This is a genomic window from Xenorhabdus sp. TS4 (assembly GCF_014467265.1).
GTDB lineage: Bacteria > Pseudomonadota > Gammaproteobacteria > Enterobacterales > Enterobacteriaceae > Xenorhabdus > Xenorhabdus ehlersii.
In genome coordinates, this window is the sequence record NZ_NKHQ01000122.1 from 1 (window position 1) to 25,686 (window position 25,686).

Annotated in this window: 15 protein-coding genes and 4 pseudogenes; 14 read left to right on the forward strand and 5 right to left on the reverse strand. The window is 42.4% G+C overall.

All coding sequences use genetic code 11. The features are described 5' to 3' along the window. Positions 1–97: 97 nt before the first annotated feature. The 5 genes and pseudogenes from Xets_RS19875 to Xets_RS19895 form a co-directional block, all read right to left on the reverse strand. Complete coding sequence (locus Xets_RS19875) at positions 98–856, reverse strand: TIGR03747 family integrating conjugative element membrane protein (RefSeq protein WP_187652436.1); 759 nt, start codon at positions 854–856, stop codon at positions 98–100. A gap of 8 nt (positions 857–864) precedes the next feature. Next, positions 865–2,927 (reverse strand): annotated as a pseudogene (gene traD / locus Xets_RS19880) (type IV conjugative transfer system coupling protein TraD). Further along, on the reverse strand, positions 2,924–3,463 hold the full coding sequence (locus Xets_RS19885; RefSeq protein WP_099133944.1) for an integrating conjugative element protein: 540 nt from the start codon (positions 3,461–3,463) through the stop codon (positions 2,924–2,926). The pseudogene traD and the gene Xets_RS19885 overlap by 4 nt, the downstream one beginning before the upstream one ends. Next, entirely contained in the window at positions 3,439–4,137 is a 699-nt protein-coding gene (locus Xets_RS19890) for a TIGR03759 family integrating conjugative element protein (protein ID WP_187652437.1), read from the reverse strand. Before Xets_RS19890 ends, Xets_RS19885 begins: the two co-directional genes overlap by 25 nt. Next, positions 4,137–4,337, reverse strand: a pseudogene (locus Xets_RS19895) (hypothetical protein); the annotation flags it as partial. The pseudogene Xets_RS19895 and the gene Xets_RS19890, both read right to left, overlap by 1 nt. A 40-nt stretch (positions 4,338–4,377) precedes the next feature. Here Xets_RS19895 and Xets_RS19905 point away from each other — a divergent pair. The 14 genes and pseudogenes from Xets_RS19905 to Xets_RS19970 form a co-directional block, all read left to right on the forward strand. Beyond that, positions 4,378–4,824, forward strand: a pseudogene (locus Xets_RS19905) (IS1 family transposase); the annotation flags it as partial. A gap of 763 nt (positions 4,825–5,587) precedes the next feature. Beyond that, positions 5,588–5,965 carry a hypothetical protein gene (locus Xets_RS19910; RefSeq protein ID WP_187652440.1) on the forward strand — a complete coding sequence of 126 codons (378 nt, stop codon included), beginning with the start codon at positions 5,588–5,590 and terminating at the stop codon, positions 5,963–5,965. 303 nt (positions 5,966–6,268) lie between these two features. Further along, positions 6,269–7,432, forward strand: a complete 1,164-nt coding sequence (locus Xets_RS19915) for a cupin domain-containing protein (RefSeq protein ID WP_222941669.1) — start codon at positions 6,269–6,271, stop codon at positions 7,430–7,432. After that, a complete protein-coding gene (locus tag Xets_RS19920) occupies positions 7,422–8,693 on the forward strand; it encodes an HlyD family secretion protein (protein WP_187652442.1) in 1,272 nt (423 codons plus the stop codon). Before Xets_RS19915 ends, Xets_RS19920 begins: the two co-directional genes overlap by 11 nt. Position 8,694: 1 nt before the next feature. Beyond that, positions 8,695–10,788 carry a peptidase domain-containing ABC transporter gene (locus Xets_RS19925; RefSeq protein WP_187652443.1) on the forward strand — a complete coding sequence of 698 codons (2,094 nt, stop codon included), beginning with the start codon at positions 8,695–8,697 and terminating at the stop codon, positions 10,786–10,788. A gap of 179 nt (positions 10,789–10,967) precedes the next feature. Next, positions 10,968–11,047, forward strand: a pseudogene (locus Xets_RS28825) (IS1 family transposase); the annotation flags it as partial. Positions 11,048–11,062: 15 nt separating this feature from the next. Then, complete coding sequence (locus tag Xets_RS19935) at positions 11,063–12,691, forward strand: DUF5906 domain-containing protein (RefSeq protein WP_370588271.1); 1,629 nt, start codon at positions 11,063–11,065, stop codon at positions 12,689–12,691. A gap of 731 nt (positions 12,692–13,422) precedes the next feature. Next, a complete protein-coding gene (gene sbnA / locus Xets_RS19940) occupies positions 13,423–14,382 on the forward strand; it encodes a 2,3-diaminopropionate biosynthesis protein SbnA (RefSeq protein WP_099133985.1) in 960 nt (319 codons plus the stop codon). 34 nt (positions 14,383–14,416) lie between these two features. After that, the gene (sbnB, locus tag Xets_RS19945) at positions 14,417–15,433 is read left to right on the forward strand and encodes a 2,3-diaminopropionate biosynthesis protein SbnB (RefSeq protein WP_099133984.1); all 1,017 of its coding nucleotides are present in this window, start codon (positions 14,417–14,419) and stop codon (positions 15,431–15,433) included. Between the two features lie 7 nt (positions 15,434–15,440). Then, positions 15,441–16,166: an AzlC family ABC transporter permease gene (locus Xets_RS19950; protein WP_167450535.1), complete on the forward strand. Its 726-nt coding sequence runs from the start codon at positions 15,441–15,443 to the stop codon at positions 16,164–16,166. Beyond that, positions 16,163–16,492 (forward strand): AzlD domain-containing protein, encoded by a 330-nt coding sequence (locus tag Xets_RS19955; protein WP_099133982.1) that lies wholly within the window; start codon positions 16,163–16,165, stop codon positions 16,490–16,492. Before Xets_RS19950 ends, Xets_RS19955 begins: the two co-directional genes overlap by 4 nt. Before the next feature lie 186 nt (positions 16,493–16,678). Next, a complete protein-coding gene (locus Xets_RS19960) occupies positions 16,679–18,076 on the forward strand; it encodes a condensation domain-containing protein (RefSeq protein WP_167450534.1) in 1,398 nt (465 codons plus the stop codon). Between the two features lie 14 nt (positions 18,077–18,090). Further along, positions 18,091–24,582 carry a non-ribosomal peptide synthetase gene (locus Xets_RS19965; protein ID WP_099133980.1) on the forward strand — a complete coding sequence of 2,164 codons (6,492 nt, stop codon included), beginning with the start codon at positions 18,091–18,093 and terminating at the stop codon, positions 24,580–24,582. Between the two features lie 270 nt (positions 24,583–24,852). Continuing rightward, on the forward strand, positions 24,853–25,347 hold the full coding sequence (locus Xets_RS19970) for a transcriptional regulator (protein ID WP_187652444.1): 495 nt from the start codon (positions 24,853–24,855) through the stop codon (positions 25,345–25,347). The last annotated feature ends 339 nt before the right edge of the window (positions 25,348–25,686 follow it).

Genomic DNA, 25,686 nt, shown 5'->3' on the forward strand with positions numbered 1-25,686 from the left:
TGATATTGAATGTTTGACAATAACTGGCGAAGCTTATAATTTACTTCAAATCAACGTATCCAATTGTTTTTAATTGAAATAAATATTCACGTCGCACTTAAAGATATTTCTTAAACATCGATGTTGTAATCACCACCGCCATCCCCAGCAAGAGTGCCGCGGGCAATAATATCACCGTGGGATACACCACATCCGGCCACGATAAATACAATACACAGGGAATGGTGCAAGCCGGTTTAATGCCCCGTTTGGCATGATGATAAACAAAACTGGATTCATAGCCTGCGCCATACCGGCGTAAATCCCGCCGTCCCAGCCCGTCAACCAGTGCGACCAAAATCACCATCACAAACAGCGGAACGGACAACACCAGAGTGACCAGCCGGATCAATGTCACCATCGTGATAAACACCGTCGCCAGCGCATATTCCCGCAAATAACCCGATATGCTATGTAATACCGCATTGAATTCACGCATAAAATCATTGCGGCTATTAAGCTGAGAGTGTGATTGCCCCTCTATCCAGTGCATAAAACCACTGTCAACAAACAGCCATTGATAGGTCTGTGCCAGCCAATCAGAGACCGTTTGTGAAGGTTCTGACAACAACAGACTCCGGGTAAACTCCGTGGATAAAAATTGCAGCTCGGTTTTCATCATGGTCTGACTGTGAGCCGCGCCCTCGTCCGACCAGAGAAAAGTCATCCCGATATATTCCAGTAACAGACTGAATAGCCAAGACATGACAATAAAGCCAATCAGTTGCCACGGCCATTCCCATAACAGGCGATACAACAGACCATGCTTGCGGGGCGGTTGGGAGACGGTGCGGGATGGATTTTCTGACTGTGCCATTTCGGAAACTACCCTTTTTCTTCCCACCAGTTTTCACTGGTGCGGTAGTGCCGCCGCATATGCTCAGCGATGTTCTGCAAACTCGCCGGCATCAGGGCATCATCGTCATCGCCGGTGGGCAGAGGTATGCGAATTTTCCACAACTGTCCGCCCTCCAATAAGGCGAATGCCCGCCCTTTCGGCAGATTAATCATCTCAGCCGGCGTCACCAGCAGCGTTTTGACTGTGCCGACCCTATCCTGCGTGGATGAGGTAAAATCCTGTCCCTGTTCAACATCGGCGATATCTGAGTGCCCTGAGACCAGTGTCTTGCTGTAGATTTCCACTTCGGGCAACTGGCTGGTGAGCAGTTCTGCCGTCCGGTTATCCCGTACCCGCAGCATAATCAGGGTATTAAAGTTACCAATCACCTGCGCGGTTTTGGCCGGGCTGCCGATACGGGCTTCAATATCCGAGGAGGTCTGGGTATAGGCCGTGACCTGCATACCGGCGCCCCGCCTTTATTAATCAGCGGGATAAACTCATCCCCCATCAGTTCATTGAATTCGTCACAATGCAGGTTAATTGCGAGCTTGCCGTCCTGGCGCACCGGCAACCCTGCATTCATGCCATATTTATAAATCTGCCCGGCCACACTGACCAAATCCGCAAACATGCTGTTGCCCACTGCCGAAGCCACATCACTGTCAGACAATGCATCCAGCCCGATATAGACAATCCCGTTCTTGCGGATCACCTGCTCCCAGTCGAAAATGGGGCGCAAGTCCGCCATATTGAGATAATCCGGTGATAACAGTTCTGCGATTTTTCCCGTGGTCAGCTTTTCCAGCAGAGGCAGTAGCGAGGCGACAATTTTATCAAAATAAGTACGGTCATAACGCACGGCTGAACGTAACCCATCCAGAATGGGGTCATAGAGCTGTTTACCGGCCTCAGAACTGAGCGTCATTTCCATTGCCCACAGCCGGAGCGCATCCGGCTGCCCCTGCATATTGCGCGGAATATCTTTCTCTTTCAGCTTTCCGAAGGTTTGATTGATTTGTTCCAGCAACGCAGGCTGCCTGTCTGCCATCACTTTGGTGGCATAGAGTTGATACAGTTCGCTGATATTATTGACGTAACGCGTGATAAGCGTGTAATCCGGCCGGTGCCCCAGTGCCACCAACGCGCGGGCGACAATATTGACGAACCGCCAGGCAAATTCCCGGAACGCCGCACTATTGCCTTCGCCACTCAATTGCCCCGCCAGACGGGAAGCGACTTCGGAGACCCGGCCAAACCGCCCGACCGTATTATAACGTGCCGAGATTTCCGGCCAACCCAGATGAAAGAGGTAAAGTTCATTTCCACGGCCTGCCCGGTGGGCTTCTGCCCAGATGCGCCTTAACAGGTCAGCATCCCCTTTGGGATCAAAGACAATCACCACTTCACCGCGCCGGATATCCTGGGTTATCAGCAGTTCAGCCTGCCGGGTTTTCCCCACCCGCGTCGTGCCCATCACTAAGGTATGCCCGACCCGCTCGCGCAGATCCATATACACTTCCGCTTCCTGTGGTTCAATGCCGTGGATCATCGGATTGCCCCCAACCGGCGGCAATGGTCGCACCGGATTTAACGGGGAATCTTTACGCAACAGATTTGACAATGCCGACCAACGGTATTCGGTTCGATGCTCCAGTAAACGGGCAAGCTGATAAACCTGAGAGGGTTGCACAAATCGTTCTACTTCCGGTCGCCGCGTATCCTGCAAACGCTGGGTATGCTTCTGCTGCCAGCGAAAACCCCGGCCCAGAAACAAGCGCTGATGACTGACGGGAATGTGTTTTGTGCTCATCTGGTAACGCGGTAAACGGCTCAGATTTCGGCGATAACGGATAACCTGAATGCCCTGCCAGGTGCGTATTATCGCTAATACAGTAAAACCACCGGCCATCACATAGCTGACTGAAGGTGCCAGTGCAATCGCCCAAGGTGCCCGAATGCAGATAAATGCGGCAACCGCTGAAACCACAGCGGTATTCAGCTCGACAGCCGGACGCAGCAGGGCTTCAACCACATAACGACGGCTCATAATGAGGGCTGCTGCGTAAGTGCATTTTCAGTGATCAACACCGGATAATGCTGTAACTGCAAACGACGCGCCAGCTCTGTGCCGGAAGCCGGTGATAACAGGATATCCGGTGCTAAGGCGCGCAGTGACTGTAATCCAGTCATTGTACTGACATTAACGACCAGTCCCACCGCGTGCAATTGTGCAAGGCGGGCTGCATGCTGACTTAGCCACTGACGAGAGTCAGGATCATCGCCAATCAGAAATAACGCTCCAATCCCCGGCAATTGCAGTGAGCGGTTGATCACTTTTCCCAGTGTCAGTTCCGGTGTGTTAACCGGCAACATGGCCGCTTCATCCGCCAATTCTGGCGAGAAATGGTGGGGCTGTGCAGAACGATAATTCGGCTGGGCATTAATGCTTTCATAAAAGGGCGAGGCATCTTTGCCGCCTAAATCGGCAATCACGTTCAGTTCAGCATGGCCGGTAGTCATCCATAACAGACCGATAATGGGAAATACGCTCAGCCGTTTCATTGTAATGACGTGACCTGCCATCCTTGTTCCCCCTGTCGCAATAATACCGGCATCAGTCCTTTGCCAAACCGGAACCAGTATCCTGCATCATGATTCAGCGTGATGTGTCGGTTACGGACCTGTTCAACCGGAATATGATGCGTTTTAGCCCACTGCCGTAAAATGTCATCATTACGTTGACTGTCGACCAGATAGATATCCACCGGTTGCTTTGCCGCCAAGACTTCGGCCAAACGGGTGTCACATTGTGGGCAATCTTTGGTTCTGACAAACAGAGCCAACCGACCGTTTACTTCATGCGATTTTTCCATATTGATCGGCAAAACATCCGGAAACAACCGCTGCCAGGCGGCATTCACTTCCCGCTGGAAACGCAGTTCTTTTTCCGTTCGGGCAAACTCTGCCTTAACCCACTGTTCAGCATAACGGCGGCGTTCGGCCTCGCTTTCGGTTTCAATGCCTAATGCGGTCAGCGGATCAAGCCCCGGCGACTGAATACCCCGTGGCCCGTTCATCAGGTGCTGATAACGCTGATATTCGCCGGTACTTAATTGCCACTGTTCAGCCTGATTATTCAGGGATTGCGGCTGGCTTTCTGTCGTGAGTGTCTGCTGCAAAGCTAACGGTGCCGGTGTTACTGCCCAGACCGGACTGCTCAGCAACCATACCAACACACTGAGTTGGTGTAATTTCATCAATGCCCTTCCGATTGAGTATGTTTGACCGGAGTCGGAAGTTGATAACCCTGCCGCAAATGGTGACAAACAACACGCTGCACCTCATCCACTTCCAGTTGCCAGGCTGGACCTGCAATCACCCGCAACGCAGTGCGTAACCTGACAGGGCCTAACTGAGCGTGCACGGACGGCAGTGGTTGGCGATATAAAATGTCATTCCTCTTGTCAGGCACACAGAGTGCGTACCGTCATGAAAACGTTAAAAACCTCACGCCCCGAAACGTAACGACACTGCCCCTTGATGGAAATAACTTTCAGCTTATCTGTGAAATAGATGAGCAATGGTCGTTTGTGAGGAACAAGAAAAATCAACGCTGGCTTTGGTATGCTTGGGAACCCCGCCTGAAATGAGTAGTGGCCCCTGTTTTTGGCGATCGCAGTAGAAAAACGTTAGACAAGCTGCTTGCCCTCTTATCGCCCTTTAATATTCGGTTTTACTGCCCGGATGATTATGTTGTTTATAACAACCTTCCCGAGGAAGAGTGCCTGACTGGAAAGATGTTTACTCAGCGTATAGAGAGAACGAATTTAACGCAGCGTATTCGAGTAAAAAGACTGAATAGAAAAACTCTCAGTTATTCAAAATCCGAAGAAATGCACGATAAGGTGATAGGGACTTTTATTGAGCGTGAGTACTATTTTTAATATTCAATCTAACCATTTAATACATGACCAGTTTTTAGAGGTTCCCCATAGTATATTGTCTAAACATTCATCATTATCAATAAAGTTAGAAGTCTGACCAATTTTTGGAACAATTAATATAAGTGAGATTTATTGATTGGTGGATATTTAACCCCTGCAATATTACTTTAATAAATTAACAATTTTAATATGTAAATTGTATTGACTTGTTACGGTTTTAAATATATTGTTTCCAAATAGATGTGGATGCAAGTTATTTGTTAAATGGATTGTTATAAATTTAATGAAAAAATCTAATTGTAAAAAATCAATCTTTGCCAAAGTGAATAACCTTTCTAAATCAAAGAGTTTAGATATTTTTAGGAAAGAAATTGTCTTTTTAAATTTTTTTCTTATATATATTTTCTCTATGGCTATATTTGATATTGGCGATCCTGCTTTTGAATATATAGACTACATTATTGCGATAATGTTGTTGGTTTGTTTCATTAGCATGATTGTTAAAGTGATTAATGAATCTCACTTTTTAAAATATGAATATGGAAATTATGATTTTCTAAATGAAAAAACAGTATATTCATTTAAATTTCTCACATTTTTAATTTTAATTTCAGGAATTATAATTCTTTATTTTATATATTCATATTTATCAGTAATTATTAAATATGACTTTTCATTAAAGCTATTCTTTTTTATTTTTTATAGCGTCATTTTATATTTAATTATGAAAATTTTCAACTAAACTAAATAAGAGACATTTATTATGCGTGAATTAACAATTCAAGAATTTGATTTAGTTTCTGGTGCTGGTGATACAGGCCCTAGTTACACCAATCAGGTAGCAGGAGCAGTAGCTGGAGGCGTAGTTGGTAAACAGGTTGGAGGATGGGCTGGCTTTCAGGCTGGAGTTATGGCGGGTGCTGCGGTTGGAAGTGTTGTTCCAGGAGTTGGTACTGTAGGTGGTGCGATTGTTGGAGGTCTGGCCGGTAGAATAGGAGGAGGGGTAGTTGGGCAAGCTGCAGGTGCTGAGGCTGGTCGCAGGGCTGCAGGCTCATCATTTATACGGGATTTGTTTACAAGACCTCCAGTACCAGAAAGTGGAAGTCACTACTGCGGGGATACAGGTTGTAATTATTGTTAATATTAACCTAGTATCTTTTTATATGTGATTAAATTTCACTGAATGAAATTCAATTCCCTTTTATATCAATAGAATGAGTAATTTCATTCCCCCTGACATGAACGCATAACTATATATGTTTAGATACTTCCTTAGATAAGGATATTATTTTATATATCATTTTGAACTTGGGGTGTGCTCAGTACTCTTATTTATTATTTATTATTTATTATTTATTACGTTTTGATTATGATGCACAACTCATGTTCAAATTATTATAATTAATTTATGTTAGTATCTACATTTATTGTAAAAATAGTAAATATGATGACAATTAATTTTAATATTGAAAAGAAATATTTTTTAGATAATTTTTTTGAAAAAAAACCATATGTATTTAAGGGCATATATGATGTGAATTTTATAAACAGGAGTGAAATAGAAGATATATACAATCGTTCTGACTTAGAATCATTTGAAGGACTTAAGTTAATGTATAATGGTATTCTAGATAAAAGAGAATACCTAGAATCTTATCAAGATTTAGGGAATACAAGATATAGATATATCTACTCTAAGTTATATGATTATTTAAATGCTGGTGCAACATTAGTTGCAAATGGTATTATCAACGAACCTAAAATTGATTATTTAGCTAAATGCTGTTCTTCATTGACAGATAGTCATACTTTTTCAAGTATATATTTATCTTATGGAGAGAAAAGTTCATTTAAACCCCATTGGGATAGCAGAGATATTTTTGTAATACAACTAACTGGCAAAAAAAGATGGGTTATTTATGAGCCATCATTTCAAAACCCTTTGTATGTACATCAATCAAAGGATATGGAGGATATATATCCATGTCCTTCTGAACCATATGATGATTTCGTATTGGAGGCTGGAGATGTTCTTTATCTTCCTAGAGGTTGGTGGCATAATCCATTACCTGTTGGTGAAGAGACTATACATTTATCTGTTGGAATTTTTCCACCTTATGTCTTTAATTATTTATACTGGTTATCAAATAAAATAAATGATTTTGAGATAGGGAGGAAATCTCTTCCTAGATCATGGGTACAAGCTAAAAGCGAAATTGAGGATTTATCAAAGTTTATTTTTAAATATTTAGGTTCAGAAGAAGCATATAATGAATTTTTACAATCAATTGGCTCAGAACAAAGAATACCAAATAAATTGAATTTAGATTTATTTTGCAATAATAAATCTAAACTATCTGACAAGGCATATTTAAGAATAAATTCAAATAATAATTTATCTATAGATGATGGATATGTAATTTGTAATGGGATTAAATTAAACTTAGATCATAGATCTACTGAATTGCTTAAGAAAATTGATGATAATCCATATATTTCTCTTAAAAAATTACTCTCTTTCTTTGAAACTGAAATGCATGAAAAAATGAAAGAACTGATTTATAATCTTGGCTATCAAAATATATTAGAAATCATAAATGATTTATAAAGGCGACCTTTTTCGTCAAGAAGCTTTGAAAAAAAAATCAATACCTATGGCTGGCCAAATGGTTTTGACCAGTCCATTTGTTTTTACTGTATTGACATACCTTTCCAGCTTGCTTGTAATATTTATTATTATATTTATCATTTTTACTGAATATTCTAGAAAAACATCAATAAAAGGTCAAGTTTATCCTAAAGATGGAATGTCTAAGATTTACTCTAAAGAAAGTGGTGTTATTAGTGATATTAAGGTTAAGGATGGACAATTTGTTAAAAAAGGGGATGTTTTAGGTGTTATTTATAAGGCTCAGTATATAAATGAAGGAACATTGCAGGATAGTTTAAAAGAACAAGCAATTCTAAAGAAAATTACATTAATCAATGAGATCAATAAAATGGAGTCTCTTCAAGTTAACCGAATTGAGTTGCTTAAAAATAATCTTAATGGTTTAATTAAACAAAAAGAACAAATAAAAATTCAAATAAAAATACAAAAAAAGAGATTAAATGATTTAAGGGAAAATACATATAGATATAGAAATTTAGAAAAAAAAGGTTTTATATCAAAAGAATATATGTCTTCGATTGAGAGTAATGAGTTAGAACAATTAGAAAGACTAAATGTAACTAAAAAAGACCTTATAGTAATAGATCGTTTAATTACTGAAAAAGAATTGGAAATTGAGGAGGCTCCATTAAAAAAAATTATAGAACGACAAGAAATAGAAAGAGTATTGTCTTCTGTTAACCAAGAAATCTTAAATATTGAAAGTCAGACTGAGTCTGTAATAAGAGCCAATTCATCCGGCTTTGTTAATATTAACAATTTTGAGTTAGGCTCATATGTGGATCAATCAACATTACTATTGAGTATAGTTCCTAGTAACCAAGATCTTGTTCTTCATTTATATGTACCTAATCAGTCTATAGGATTTATAAAAATCGGAGATATTGTAAATATAAAATATTCAGCATATCCATATCAAAAATTTGGAATATTCAAGGCAAAAGTTACATCTGTTAGTCGATCTGCTATGGCTGCTCAGGAAGTAAAAAGTATAGGAAGTGTATTTCCAGCATTAAATGCCACAAATGAACCAGTTTACTTAATAAAGGCTGAGCTTGAAAAACAATATATTGAAATTAATAAAATCAAGAAGCCATTGGAGATTGGAATGACTATTGATGCGGACATTTTGCATGAAAGAAGAAAATTATATGAGTGGATGTTTGAGCCTTTATTTTCAATAAATGATAGTATTTAAAATGATAAAATTGAATCAGATTAGATTTTGGTCTTCTAATAATTTGCCAGTTATATTGCAAACAGAAATGGCTGAATGTGGTTTAGCTTGCCTCGCGTCCATTGCTTCTTTTCACGGGTATCAGATTGATTTACTTTCACTTAGGAGAAAGTTTTCTGTACCCCTTACTGGTATAAATCTTAATGATATTACTAACTATGCTAAAGAACTAAATCTATCCTATAGAGCAATTCGTTTAGATATTGATGAAATAGAACAACTGACATTACCATGTCTTCTCCACTGGGGGCTTAATCATTTTGTAGTGCTAAAAAAGGTATTATCAAAAAAAATAATTATTATGGATCCAAGTATTGGTATAAGATACTTAAACTTTGATGATTTTTCCGATTATTTTACAGGTATCGCTGTTGAATTTTGGCCAAATAATGATTTCAAAAAGGATATTTTTAAAGAACGAGTAAATGTTTCAAAGTTTATTAGAAATATATCAGGAGTGAAAAAATCAATAATAAAAATATTATTTTTAGCTTTTGCACTAGAGTTTTTTGCGCTTATTAGCCCATATTATATGCAATTAATAATTGACCATGGGGTTGTTTCTGAAGACAAAAATTTAATATTATTGTTATCGTTTGGATTTGGCATATTACTAATTTTTGAACAAGTTATAACTATTGTGCAGAGTTTATTAACTACATATATTAGTACTAATTTGAACATACAATGGAAATCAAATGTTTTTACACATTTAATCAATTTGCCAATAGATTTTTTTAGAAAAAGGCACTTGGGTGATATAATATCAAGATTTTCTTCTATTGATAGTATACAAAATACTTTAACATCTTCTTTTTTTATCTCTATATGTAATAGTTTTGTATCTGTAATTACGCTTTTTATTATGCTAATGTATAATTTTAAATTGGCTCTAATATCAATAATTACACTTCTTATTTATATGGTCATACGAATTGCATGGTATTTTCCTTTAAGGGAAATTTCTAAAGAAAATATCGCTCATGCAGCAAAACTAAGTTCTAACTTTATGGAAACAATAAGAGGTATAAAAACGATAAAAATTTTCGGAAAAGAAAATTATAGATATAACTCTTGGTTATCATTATCTATTGATACACTTAATTCAAGTCTTAAAACTCAAAGATTATCTTTGCTCTTTTCTTTTGTTAATAAAATATTATTTGGAATTCAAAATATATTGATAGTGTATTTAGGTACACTTCTTATATTTGATAATGTATTTACTATTGGAATCTTAATGTCATTTTTGGCATATAAATCCCAATTTGAGTCTAGAGTTCTATCTCTTATTGATCAGTTTATTTCGTTGAAAATGCTAGGAATTCATCTTGAGAGATTATCAGATATTGTCCTAACTGAAACAGAGTTTAATTCTGATTTATCTCTGAAAGAAAAAGAAATATCGTCAAGTAATGTAAAAGTTAAAAATCTCTGTTTTAAATATAATGATAACTCCCCTTATTTGATAAAGGATTTATCTTTCAATATCCCGGCTGGAGATTCTGCTGCTATAATAGGGGCTTCGGGATGTGGTAAGTCAACATTGCTTAATTTAATGATGGGTAGTATTCTACCTACAGAAGGGAAAGTCATAATTGGAAATGTTGCAGTTAATGAATCTCATATTAAAAGCATCAGGGATAGTATAGGTTATGTTGCACAAGATGATGCATTATTTTCTGGCTCCATTATGGATAATATAACTTTTTTCGATGAAAAACCTGATATAGAAAAATCGGTAAATTGTGCTAAAATAGCTGCAATACATGATGATATAATGAAAATGCCCATGAAATATGAAACATTAATTGGAGATATGGGAACTGTTTTATCTGGAGGCCAAAAACAGAGATTATGTTTGGCGAGAGCATTATACAAAGACCCTAAGATTTTATTTTTAGATGAAGCAACTAGTCACCTTGATGTTGAGAATGAAATGATAATTTCATCTAATCTAAAAGGCTTGAATATTACAAAAATAATGGTGGCACATAGAAAAGAAACAATTGAATCCGCAGATATAATTATTAATTTAAATAATTTTAAAGCTTAAATGACACTCCTGTTCCAACAATATGATAATTTGTTATTTAAGAACAAGTTATCATATTGGAACAGGTTCACATTAATTTGGTAAAATTAAAACATCTTCTGGCAACTAAATAACCAGAATTCTGGATAAGAAATTGACGTGAGGGCTGTTCCGGGCGCAAAGTTTTGGTGACCACAACAGCTAGCATCCGTGACACAACACGGGCACTGCATATCAGTATTAATGCCGTTGTTCGCACTTTAAAAAATTGTCCCCACGATGGCCGGACGTAAAAATCATTATTGCGGCAGATAATGACTGGCATAGCCCCGGCAAACCCAAAGTAAATATCGGCAGGATCTCAGCAGAGAAAGCAGCGCTGACGGTGAATGGCTGGATCTCGTTACCACCGACAGAGCATAAAGCCGACTGGGACGATTACCGCCAACAACATGATGTGGAAAGGGCAAAATTGGCTTTTTTTCAGGGGCTTTATCGACCAACATCAACCGAGAAAAAAGCAGCCGCTCAACCTAATGATACCGAACCTTCCAAGCTGACATTATGCCAGATGGGAGCCAGCCAGCGCGGGGAAGTCTTGCTGGCGCGTTATGACGGTGATTTAGCATTGGATAGCGCTTCGGAAACCGTTCATCACTATGACGGTACTGTCTGGTGTCCGGTTAGTGACCGCGATTTAAAACGGGAAATGGTGGCAGCCTTCATGGAAGAGAAACTACCGTACTCACCGCATGGCATCAGCTCTGCGGTGGATGCCCTGAAATTACAGCTTCCCATGATGCAGCCACCAGAACGGCACTTAATCGGATTCAGCAATGGCGTGTTTGATCTGAGAACATGCCAGTTCCGGCCTCACCACAAACATGATTGGTTATTGCTTGCCAATGACGTTGAATTCAATTCCCCAATTTCGGAGGAAACTCTGCAAGACCATGCCCCACAGTTCTGGCGCTGGCTCAATCGGGCAACGGCCAACTGTGAGAACAAGTTTGATCGGGTACTGGCAGCGCTGTTTATGGTGCTGGCAAACCGTTACGATTGGCAGTTATTTTTGGAAGTCACTGGTGCCGGAGGCAGTGGCAAAAGCATCTTTGCTGAAATCTGCGCGATGCTGGCAGGCAAAGGCAATACGGTTTCTGCCAGTATGGCGGCACTGGAAAACCCACGGGAACGGGCGCTGATTGTCGGTTATTCTCTGATTATCTTACCAGACCAAACCCGCTATGTGGGCGATGGCTCCGGTATCAAGGCGATTACAGGCGACGACGAAGTTGCCATTGACCCGAAGCACAAACAGCCCTATTCAACCCATATTCCAGCAGTGGTACTGGCGGTAAATAACAACGCCATGAGTTTCAGTGATCGCAGTGGTGGTGTATCGCGGCGTCGGGTGATTTTCAACTTTTCCGAAGTCGTACCGGAAAATGAACGTGATCCACTCTTGCGGGATAAAATCGCAGCAGAATTGCCTGTGATTATCCGGCACCTGCTTCATTGGTTCGCTGAACCACAAGCCGCAAGACATTTACTGGCAGAGCAACAAAAATCTGCGGAAGCATTAGATATCAAACGCAGCACCGATCCACTGGTCGATTTCTGCGGCTACCTGCTTGCGACCGATGAAGCGGATGGCCTGTTAATCGGCAATGCGGAAATTATGCCGTTCAATCCCCGTAAATATCTTTATCACGCTTACCTTGCTTATATGAAAGGCAATAACCTGAACAAACCTGTTTCTGTAACGCGTTTTGGCATGGATATGTCTGGCGCATTGGCAGAGTACGGTCAGCATTACCTGCGTAAGAAAAGCAAACACGGCATTCGTAGCAACTTGAATCTAGATCTTAATACCGCCATCGAGTGGATGCCAAAACTGACAAGGGATAACCTACCGGAAGAATAATTTTTTTCTTTATTGCTGATAGTTTTCAAAGAAATATAAAAAAGTGTTCACCACTGTTCACTCTATAATTTAAACCCTATATATCAATGTATTATAGGGTGAATAGTTATTTTTAAACTGTTCACAACTCTTCACTACTGTTCACCCTTTTCAGATATGAGGTGAATGGTTGGGTGAAGAGTGGTGATGAGTTCAATTTCAAGTCATCATCCTTTAACAATATGAATTTAAATAAAAATATTCAAAGGTGAATAGGGTGAACAGTTTTATTACTAATTCTCTAATAGGGTGGGGTAAGCAAAAAAGTTTTCTCTAGCAGGTGTTTTTTAGCTCTCCGATTTACCTGGATAATTTATTAGCCCGGTAAATCGGAGAAGACAAGCGCAGCGCGTTAGTGTAATCACAGGTCAAAATGATTGTTGGGAGGTTTTAAACAGTATATCAGAAACTAATTTGAGGGATAGCCAACTATACCTTCAATCATGACATAATTTTATTATTGCCAATAAAAAACATCCAACTTCACATCTTTGATCTTTCCCAACGCATTACTCTTATATTAAAAAATATTATGATATTTTTTAATATCCTGTTGTTTAACTTTCAGATGTTGTGGTAAAAATAATCACTAATTTTATTAATGGTTTAATAAAATAACATGTTTATGTTTTTACTTTAACATATATCACCCAAATCAAGCATGTAGAAAAATAGTGAATGGGGAAGAGTAAATGATTGTTGACAACTCGCATTACTTTTTGTTTTCAAAGGCTTTTATAAAAATATGCATTGGTAACGGAATTAATGTAAACCTGAAACTGGAAGGATTTTCGGCCACGGGTTCGATAAAATTCAAGTCAGCACTGCACATGATAACGCAACTGGAACGTGAGGGAAAACTACTTCCAGGCATGCGAGTTATTGAAAGTTCATCAGGAAACCTCGGTTTAGCATTATCAATGATTTGTGCTGCTAAAGGCTACAAATTTACCTGTGTCAGTGACCCTAACATTTCACCGCAGACCGCACGCATTATTGAGGCCTACGGAGCAAAATTGATTGTTGTGCAGGCACGGGATGAAAATGGCGGTTTTCTTGCTACCCGTATCAACCTGATCAAATCTATGCTTGCGCAGGATGAACAGTTGCTCTGGATTAACCAATATGAAAATGAGGAAAATGTCAGGGCTCATTATCTCTCAACTGGACCGGAGATTCTGGACGCTTTTCCCTCACCAGATTATGTTTTTATCGGTGCGGGTACAACTGGTACATTAGGCGGGGTGTCACGCTATCTTCGGGAACACGCACCTTCTGCCCGTATAATTGCAGTGGACAGTAAAGGTTCCGTCACTTTTGGTCACCCAGCCGGAAAACGTCTTATCCCCGGTCTTGGCACCAGCAATCCTCCTGCAATCCGCACTCATTCAAGTTTTGATGAACTACTGATGGTTCCAGAAATTGATACCGTGGCAATGTGTCATCGGTTAGCTCAACACGGTCTGCTATTAGGCGGATCGTCAGGCACGGTACTGGCTGGTATTGAGCAATATGCTGCTATTCTCCCCGCAGGATCATGTGTAGTGGCTATTTCACCGGATATGGGAGATCGTTATATCGATACTATTTATAACCCCAATTGGGTAAAAACCCACTTTCCTATCCTGCAGCCGGAAGCAGAGGTTGTCTAGGACACTTTAAATAACACGTGAATAAAGAGTAATTATGGCAAATACAACACCTTCTTTTACGGTAATTGGTGCCGCACAAATCGCTCCTTGGCTCAATGCGAACCCCGACACTCTTGTGGAGGCGGTCAAACAGGCTTATCTGCAACATGCTTACGGGAAAACTATCAGTCCGGACAGCTATTTTCTTCGTTTTCCAGATCATCCTCGGCAGAGGATTATTGCACTACCTGCTTCCATCGAAAGCGATAACCCGATTACGGGTATTAAGTGGATATCCAGCTTCCCAGAAAATATTGATAAGGGGTTGGATCGTGCTTCGGCAGTGCTTATTGTTAATGACCGACATACAGGTTATCCGCGCGCCTGCCTTGAGGGCAGTCTGATCAGTGCAGCACGTACCGCTGCCTCGGCAGTACTCGGTGCCAGTTACTTGCATCCAACACCAAAAAAGATCAAACGGCTTGGCGTGGTAGGATGCGGTCCTATTGCATACCGTACTCTAGGATTACTGGTAAAAATGGGATGGGAAATCGATACACTCTGTGTGTGCGATCTCAGTGAAACCCGTAGCCAAATGTTTCGCGATAAGTCCATTGGTTGGGCTGGAACCAGTTGCAGTGCATCGTTGGAATCCACCATCAGTGAATCAGATATGGTACTGATTGCCACTTCAGCTAGCCAACCCTATATTACTTCTCCCGCTTGGTTTAGCCATGCGCCGACTGTGCTACACATGTCATTACGTGATCTGGCACCAGAAATAATTCTGGCGGGACAGAACGTAGCGGATGATGTCAGCCATTGCTTGAAAGCGCAGACTTCACCCCACCTCGCTAGTCAACAGGTAGGTCATCATGATTTTATGGCAGGGGGAATCGCTGATTTAATCGAACAGCGCGTTGTTCCAGACAATAACCGACCGCGTATATTCTCGCCATTTGGTATGGGAATCCTCGATCTAGCAGTAGCACAACAGCTGCTGGAGACACTCAATGCAGAAGATAAAGTATGCATTTATAACTTCTTCCCTGACGCATATAGCGGGAGTTGATCGACACATGAGTAGCGTGATTAAACGTGAAGTGATGCTGGCTTTTAGGCGCTCCTTACCTCTTCTAATTTCATCAACCCTTTCTGGAGTAGTGTTTGGAGCTCTGGTCATATCGGGTGGCCTGACTATCAAAGATGGCCTAGTAATGTCTGGTTTTATCTATTCCGGCGCTGCCCAGTTTGTTGGGCTGCAGTTAATCCTGTCGCATACCGGACTGATGGTAGCACTGATCACTACTTTGCTACTGAGTTTACGCTTTTTTCTCTACGCTATTTCGTTGATTGATGAGGTGAAGGCAATCCCACTCAGTTGGCGCATTATGCTGGCATTTGGCCTGATCGATGCCGTATTTGTGATGGCAAAAGAACGCTTTAGTGAATCAGGGCAACAGACAGATAAAAATATCTATTTTATGAGTTGTGTGCTGATTTTTTATTTTAACTGGATCATAGGCACCGCTATCGGGCTGTTTCTCGGCGATATGTTGTCAGCTTTTGCGTCTGCTTGGGGGCTGGAGTTTATTGCCTACGCCACATTTGTCGCCATGCTAGTTCCCTATCTGAAGGTGCCTCGCAATCTGGCTGTTTCATTGGTTGCGCTGGCGGTATGGGTGTTGTGCGCTCGTCTACCTTATAACCTTGGCATTCTGATCTCCTGTGTTGCTTCGGTGACTATTGTTAAATTGGTACAAGAGCTGCGCCAGCGGAAGATGATAAAGAAGGTGAAACAATGAGTCATACCATGATGGTGATCCTAGCCATGGGTGTCACAGTGTTTGCTGTGCGCAGCATAGCGTTTATTTTCGCTAATTATATTACTCTGCCACCGATAATTAAGGATGCATTTGAACTACTGCCGCCAGCCATTCTAACCGTTATTATCGCTAACGGTGTGATGATAGACACACAGACAGCAGCACTGAATCTTTCTTTGGGTAATACCTTTATGCTGGCTACGTTGATAACTGTCATCATTGCAACGCGGATGAAAAACTTCTTCGGCGTCATTTTGGTGGGTTATTTGGTGTTTCTCGCGTTACGTGCGTTGATGGGGAGCTAACTAATGAATGCTAGTCAACCAGATTTTCTCCGTCTCTTACAGGAGTTTTTCCCAGAAGTTGAGCCAGAGAAACTGCTACAGCAGAACCTGCTACAACTTGGCGCAGACTCCATTATAGCAGCTCTTCTGGCCGCTCGAATTTGGCATTTTTGGGATATCAGTCTGTCGGTCAAGTGCCTGCTGGACTTGAAGTGTTGCGCCGATATCTTAGCGCTACTGCCAACAGAACCACGGCAGTCTCCACGAGAGAAAGAGTCGGTCAAGGAAGGCGAGATCTTTCATCAGACCGATGCCCAGCAGATGATCTATCTGGAACTGTTTCGCCAGCCCGATACAACAGCCTACAACATCCCTCTCATTGCTGTCATTCCTCAGGCAATTGCACCCCAGCGTTTTCAGCAAGCGCTGCAGCAGGCGGCCGAAAGATTCCCAGCTCTGTTTTGCCGCTTCTACGATGAGAATGGACAACTGCTGTTCCGTTACACTGGTACTCAAACAGTACCACTGCAACGTTACGACAACCTGCAACAGGGTAGTGCAATATTCGTACAGCCCTACCAGTTAAATAAAGATCTTTTGCTGCGTGCCGCCATTGTTCCATGGGACGGGCAACAAACACTATTGATGCTCGATTTTTGTCATATAGCTGCTGACGGTTTGTCAGTCGGTTTTTTCCTGCGCCAGTTACGAGCTGCTTTGCTTTCTATTCCGCAGACAGAAGAGACACCTAGTTTGTTTGCCTGGAGCTGTTGGATGCAGCAAGCAGAGTACCGTATTGAACGGGCAGAAGCAGAACATTTTTGGCATAAGCGACTTTCGCCAGCGCCAAAAAAGCCTCGCTGGCCACTACAGCAGATACCAAAAAGCAACGGTTTTGGTTATGCGGTACAGCAGGTGCATCTTGATAGTAAGCTGTGTTCGACGATCCGCAGCAGAGCTAGAGTTGAGGAGGTCACACCTTTCACTCTGTTTCTGTTAGCTTGGGCATTGTTGCAAAGTGACGTAACCGAATGCTGGCAGGGTCGAGTCGGCCTCGTGGTTTCAGGGAGGCATGCTCCCGCTTGGCAAGAAACTTTCGGTATGTTCGTTAATACATTGCTATTGCCAGTGGATCTTGAGCCACAACAGAGTATTGCCGATACTCTGGCAGCTCTCTCGCAGCAGACACAGCAGGCTCTTGCGAATCAGCACTATCCATTCATTGCTCAGCGTGAGCTATTACAGGATGACGAAACAGAAAGCCCACTAGATGCGCTTTTCGCCTTTCAGAATATTGATTATCAGAATATTGATTTTCTAGGAGGGCAGTTCCGTACATTTTACGAGGCAAAGCGTATGGCACAGTTCGGTATGGTAATTCATGTATTTGATCGGCAGCAGCAAGGCTATGAAATCCAGTGGGAACACGCACCAGAATGTTTCAGTAGTTCGCTGGTAACTAGTCTACTTCGCCGCTATCAAGCAATTCTGCAGGCACTGGTCACTCACCCTACACATCTTCCTATAATTCAGTGCATTAATGACGAAGACACCACTACGTCGGCATTGTCAAACGTCACGACTGTAGATTTTAACTTTTTCTGAGAGATGGACTTTATATGACTATGGCATCTGAACAAACGGGAGTTAACCTTCCCCTTGCAAAACATTATCAAAAATTATTCTCTACCCACTGCCATCCAGCATTATTTCGGCCGATGCCGGGTTATCCACAGGATGATGGAGAAAGCGTATTAACACTTTCCCCCACATTACAGAATGCGCTGCATAAGGTTAGCCAAGGAGATACTATCAACCTCTGTGCACTGCTTTCAGTTGCGCTGACTCGAATTGCGCATCGTTATATTCAGGCTGACTATCCTCTCAGTCTGGCTTATTCTCTAGCGCAAACAGGGTTCACCCAGACTCAGAATTTTTTACTGACTGATGCTGGCGATAATCTCCAGCAAACTGTAGTTGAGGCGCTAGTGGCTACGCGTAGTAAAATCACCGACTGTTTGCAATTGGGTGAGGCACGTTTCGCCGATATACAATCGATCCTTGCTGCTTCGCCTGGAGCACCACCGCTGCCAAGTGTGCAATTGTTAGTACGGGCTGATGAGACTTGTCTGGCTACGCGTTACGCTAACACGCTGCAGATTGGTTACTGCCAGACGCAGTCTGATAAGCTAACATTGAATGCTGATGCTCGCCACTACCCCTCCTCTTGGCGTGATTCTTTGCTGAATAACTTAGTGATAACTCTGGAATCGATGGTAGCTAATCCCAGAGAAATCCTGAGTAAACTGCCTACTTTGAGTACCATTGAACAAGATCGCGTTCTGGACTTTGCTCAAGGAGAAAAGCGACCCTATACCAATTCACTTCGTCTTGAACAGGTACTGGAGGAACGTGCTCATAATACTCCTGAGGCATTAGCTCTGATTGCTGGCGAAACACGCTGGAGTTACCGCCAATTGAATGAACAGGCTAATATCATCGCCCATAATTTACGGCGGCGTGGTGTGGTATCTGGTGACGCGATTGCCGTGATGTTGCCACGCGGACCAGAAATGATGGCGGCGATTTACGGTGTACTCAAGGCTGGTGCGGCATATGTGCCAGTTGATCCTAGTTATCCAGCTAACCGACGCGACTATATTATTCGCGATAGTCAGGCGAAGCAGGTGCTGATTGCCACAGGACAGGGAGAATTTAATCCCGGTGCGCTAGAAGTCGGTGATTTTATCAATGAAACTGGTGATATGTTAGATCTACAAGTTGATGCCGATTCGCACGGCCTTGCTTATATGATTTATACTTCTGGCTCGACTGGCAATCCTAAAGGTGTGATGATTGAACACCATTCGGTGTTTAACCGCATAGAGTGGATGCAAAACTGTTTTCCACTTCAATCAGGAGATGTGATTCTACAGAAAACACCAATATCTTTCGATGTCTCCGTCTGGGAGCTATTCTGGTGGATGATGGCGGGAATTACCGTTTCCCTGTTACAGCCAGGTGGTGAGAAAGAACCAGATGTTCTGTTGGAGACTATAGAGCGTGATAGTGTTACTCATATGCACTTTGTACCTTCAATGTTAGACGCGTTCTTGAATACGTTGGAAGCTGGCAAATCCGCAGCTCAGTTATCATCTCTGAAGGTAGTGTTTACCAGCGGTGAAGCTTTAACATTGCATCAGTCTTCGCGCTTTTTCACGATTGTAACGCCACAAAATAGTGCGCGTCTGGTCAATCTTTACGGTCCAACTGAAGCTACTGTCGACGTCACCTATTATGAGTGCCAGCCAGAAGAAACGCGTGGTTCGATTCCTATTGGTCGTCCGATCCAGAATACTGATATCTATATTCTTGATACTGACTCTCAACCTGTGCAAATGGGTGTAGCGGGCGAATTATGTATCGCTGGGGTTAACTTAGCACGCGGTTACCTTAACCGACCAGAGCTAACAGCAGAAAAATTTTGTACTCTTCCTGCCCCACTTAACTGTCGAGTTTATCGCACTGGTGATTTAGTACGTTGGCTACCGGATGGTATGATTGAATACCTAGGCCGTATTGACCATCAAGTGAAAATTCGAGGCTATCGAATCGAGCTGGGAGAAATCGAAAATACGGTACTTTCCGCTCCAGGAGTGAAAGATGCTCGTGTTGTCGCGTTGGCACGCGAAGATGGCAGCAAATACCTCACCGCTTATATACTACCGACTGTTGGTTACGATGAACAACAGGTACGCCGGAAACTGTTAGCAGTTCTGCCTGAGTTTATGGTGCCACCGTGGTTTATTATACTGGATGCTTTTCCACTAACTCCGAACGGTAAACTGGATCGCGCGCTGTTGCCTAATCCTCTGAAGTACGCTGTTAACCAAACCACCGTCCTGCCACAGTCTGCGGATGAGAAATTATTGGCAGCCATCTGGTGCGAGGTGCTAAATCTAGAAAAGATTAGCATCCACGACAACTTTTTTAGCCTCGGAGGCGATTCCATCACCTCGTTGGGAGTGATCAGTCGCGCGCGTAAAGCCGGTATGGTAATCGGTTTCCAAACAATATTCAGGTATCCAACCATTGCCAGTCTGCTACCACATATCGAGAAGGTGACTGGAGGCGAAGAGAGCAGCTGGCAGCCTTTCAGCCTGCTGCGCGCAGAGGATAAAGAACAATTGCCTGATGGATTGGAAGATGCTTATCCCATGTCTTTGCTTCAGGCGGGGCTGATTTTCCAGAGCGAGTTACAGAAAGGAGCTTCTTGGTATCACGATATTCAGGTTTACTCTCTATTCAGTCAATTCGATGAAGTAGCATTCACTCTAGCTCTACACCGCATAGTACGCGAACATCCGATATTGCGTACCAGCTATCATCTACAAGCATTCAGTGAGTTTGTGCAGTTCGTTCACAAAGAGATTCCCCTCCCTCTGTGGATCCACGACTGGAGGGAACTGGACAGTGACAGCCAGTCTACCCGCCTTGAACAGTTTCTTGATGAAGAGAGTCACTACCAATTTGACTGGACTCAACCGGGACTGATTAGGGTACATATCGCACTGAAAAAAAATGATAATTTCGACTACATCCTCAGCTTCCACGATTCAGCTCTGGACGGCTGGAGCATTAATTTATTCCACACCCGACTACTAACCTATTATCACCAGTATCAGCGGAAAGACGCAATTATTGATGTACCTTTCACCGATAATTTCCTCCGTAAGTATATAGCTATGGAGCAGGAGACACGTCGTAGCACGATTACTCGCGATTTTTGGCGGCAACAGTTGGCAGACTATGAGCCAATTCCGTTACCACGCTTGAGAGTAAAACAGGGCGATATTCCACAGATCGCCTACCACGATATTCATATCTCTACAAAACTGTCAAATCAGTTGCGTGCGTTGGCGATTTCACTGAATGTGCCAGTGAAAAACGTGCTGATGGCGGCGCACCTTCGAGTGTTAGGACTAATTTGCAATAGTCAGACGGTAATCACCGGCTATGAACACAGTGGCCGCCCAGAAGAAGAAGGAGTCGAGCAGGCTATCGGGTTGTTCCTCAACTCGTTACCATTCCGTCTGGAGCTTGACACGCAAGAGAGCTGGTCTGGGCTCATAGGGAGAGTGCACCAATTGGAAGCCAACATGTTGCCTCACCGCCGCTATCCGATGGCAGATATGAAGTCTATGCTGAACGTGACTGAAACTCTGTTTGAAGCGGTATTCAACTTTACTCACTTCCATATGCTTAAAGCATTGGAAAAAATCCCAGGCATGCAGGAACTGGATGTGCGCGTGAGAGCCGAAACTGAATTCCCGCTGCGCGCAGAGTTTTCGCAAAACGCCTACACTGATCAGATACAGCTGAGTTTACATTATCATACCAACGAATTTGATGTGGCTCATATAGCGCGGATAGGTCACTATTATCATGCAGCACTCAACAGCATGGTCACTACACCTCAAATTAGCTATCTAAACACAGATTTGCTATCTCTTGATGAGCACCAGCAGTTGCAGGTTATTGGTCAGGGGCCATGTCGCCCGCTGCAAATTTGCAGCGCTCCAGAGCAGATCGCTACACATGCACAACTGACGCCGGAAAAAATTGTCCTTCAGGATGTAGAAACGACATTAAATGCCGCCACGTTAGAGGTGAAGGTAACGGCACTGGCTTCAGCACTGGATAGCACTGTTCCACCTCAGGTGGTGGTTGCGGTGGCTCTGCCACGCAGTGTCCGTTGGATAACTGCAATGGTAGGTATCATGCGTGCAGGACGTGTCTATATGCCACTCGATCTTGATAATCCTGATGCCCGTTTACAAGAACTACTGATTGAGGGGCAGGTAAGCGCTATTATTGGGGATGTTTCCTCTCTAAGACGCCTAGAAGAATTGGCGCAGGAGGTACAGCATTCTGTCATCTGCATCGATTTTGCCACTGTAACAGTAATGTCGCCGCTGACGCTTCCTTCGATGCCGGTGATGAATGACCTAGCCTATGTATTGTTCACCTCCGGTTCTACTGGCAAACCAAAAGGAGCATTGCTTGAGCATTCGGGAATGATGAACCATATGATGGCGAAGCGTGACGATTTACAGATAACAGCAGACGATGTGCTAGCACAAACTGCACCAGTTACATTCGATATTTCCATCTGGCAAGCATTAACTGGCTTAGTGGTCAATGCTCGCACTGTAGTTTACAGCAAAGAGCAGCAGCTGGACCCAGCTCAGTTCTGTCAGCAGCTGATGACGGATGGTGTAACTCTGCTAGAGATCGTGCCGTCTTACTTTGCCGTATTGTTGGACTATCTAGAGCAATCGCCGCGTTCTTTAGGTGCCTTGCGTATGCTGATTCAGACTGGCGAGGCTCTTAAAAATGAGCAGGTGGCTCGCTGGTTCGAGCTCTATCCCAATATTACGCTGGTTAACGCCTATGGTCCTACAGAAGCTTCAGATGATATCACTCACCACATATTCACTGCACCACCCGCCGATGCCATTGTGCCTATCGGTCGACCAGTGCAGAACATGTGGATTCATATTCTGGATGAACAGGATAATCTGGTGCCTTTCGGTACTAGCGGTGAAATCTGCGTTACCGGTGTGGGCGTAGGGCGCGGCTATATTAACACAGCTGAGAAAACTCAGCTGGCGTTTGACTTCAACCATCCACTGGCGGCTTGGTCTAATGGACGTTTATATCGCACTGGTGATCGCGGTAGATGGCGGACTGACGGTAACCTAGTTTATGAAGGACGCAAGGATGAACAAGTAAAAATTCGCGGTATGCGTATTGAAATTGGAGAAATCGAAAATACACTTATGACTGCTTCAGGAGTGCATAATGCGGCAGTGGTGCTAGATACACGTGATAGCAGTGATCGACTAGTGGGATTTGTTCAGGGTAGCGATGATACGGATGCCATAATGAGACATATCAGCCAAATATTACCTGACTTTATGCTACCGCAGGCGCTGATCCATTGTCATCAAATCCCACTTAACGCAGCGGGTAAAGTGGATAAAAAGCAGCTTCGTTCGTTGGCCTCTTGCCTTGTGCAAACGCAGATAACACAGCTGAAACCATTAGAAACAGAAAGTGAACGCACGCTGGCACAATTCTGGTCCCAGATACTAAAAGTGCCGTTTGAAAGTATCGGGCGTGACAGCGACTTTTTCCATTTAGGGGGGCATTCGCTGCTGGCGATGTCTTGTGCCATCCACTCAGATGGCCGCTTTACTCTTGCGGATATTTTCACCCACCGCACTCTGCGCCGATTGGCTGAGTTGAAGCCAACGTCTGGCATCCGCCCAGTATTACAAACGATTACCGCTGCTAACGAAGGATTACCTTTACTGTGCTTCACTTATGCGGGGGGTAATGCAATCAATTTCAGGTCAGTTGCTGATGCTATGACTCAATATCAACCTTTGCAAGTTTTCGCAGTAGAGGCTCCGGGCAACGATCTGTCACAACAGGATACTCCTATCTCACTACAAGAGCTGGTAACACGTTGCTGCATAGAACTAAAACAGAAAGGTATCGATCGCGTAATCGTTTGGGGTCACTGCTCTGGTGTTGGTGGTGTAACTCTATTCATGCAAATGGCACAGCAATATGACATCAACATTGAAGCTGTTATCCTCTCCGGTAAGTTGCTGAGACCTGAAGAAGTACTACAGAAGCAAATAGATGAAACACGCGCAATGTCAGATGACCAAATTGTTAATTGGTTACGTGATTCTACCGGACTAGATCTAGATCGCGACCTGCCATCAGAAGCAATTACACGAATGGCGGCAGCTTACCGTAATGATGCAATTGAAGGTAACCTAGCTCTGACTCAACTGTGGAAGGCCACATCCACGCTAACCTCACTGCGTGTGCTATGCTTATTAGCTGAAGATGATCCGCTCACCAAAGACTGGTTGGAACTAGCAAATAACTGGAGTTGTCTAGCTGAAGAATTGATAGTGAAGGTTCTGCCTAAAGGTGGACATTACTTTATTAAGTCTGAACCAGAAGCAGTTGCGCAACTACTACTTGAACAGTTACCAATTCTTAGAGGACTGGAAAAACTGAATAACTAGCTGATTCAAAAAATTATCCTCTATGAGGATAGTACCGCTCGCTTAAACGCGAGCGGCTCTCTTTTTAAGAAAGTAACAGTATATTATGTATAACGCTAACTTCTTGTACTATAACAATTCATAAAAAAATCGAATAATAATTCAGGTGATTAGACAAAAATGAGATAATGAAAAACATATTAATCCAACTTAAAGATGCATATTATATTTCAGATTGAAAATCTGAAATATATCGAATACACATCCACCAATACGGGATTCTAAAATAGAATGAAATCAAAAACAATTTCAGAAAAATCTTATCATATTGATTTTGAACTTGTTGAAAATTTAATTCAGTCTGAAGAAGTAAATATATTCATGGTTGAAAAATTGCTAGAAAACATTAAATCAGAGGGAGCATGGAAAAGTGTTCTACCTATTGAATATGAATCAAGATGGATTATGGATGGTAATCACAGATTAAATGTTGCGTACAGGCTAGGATTGTTATTCATACCTGTAGTAAGATTAAAATATAATGATCATAGAGTGAAAGTATATAATTGGGAGAATGATAAACTATATTGCATAGATAATTTATCACGAGAAATAGAGAGTAAAAAAATTCTTCCCTATAAAACAACTAGACATTTATTTGAACCATTACTTCCAGATGTTAATTTTAATTTAAATACCCTTTGCGATAAGAAAGTATGGCTAGATATCTCAGGTTCATCTAATAAGCATAATCTATCACATACACAGGAAAGGATCCCGCTTTGATTAAAAATCAATCAGTAACCAGATATTGATAATTTTGTACATTCAATGCGACTTTATTGATAGATATCTATATTTAACTGTGTGTTTATTGAATGGAAAGAGTGTTATTTTTACTCATAATAAACATATGAAAAAATGTTAGATCTCGTCCTGGTTGACTATTCCTGATTCAATCGCTACATTAATTTCGTATCTTAAATGATCCATTGCCTGCAAGGATCAGCGTTGAGCGGCGAAACAAATCTATGGTCTTCCCCGTTTTTGCAACACTCATTTTGATGTATGGTTGGCTTGCTTAAATCTATCCGGCGTCTCTATGAGTATGGATACCCGCGCCAC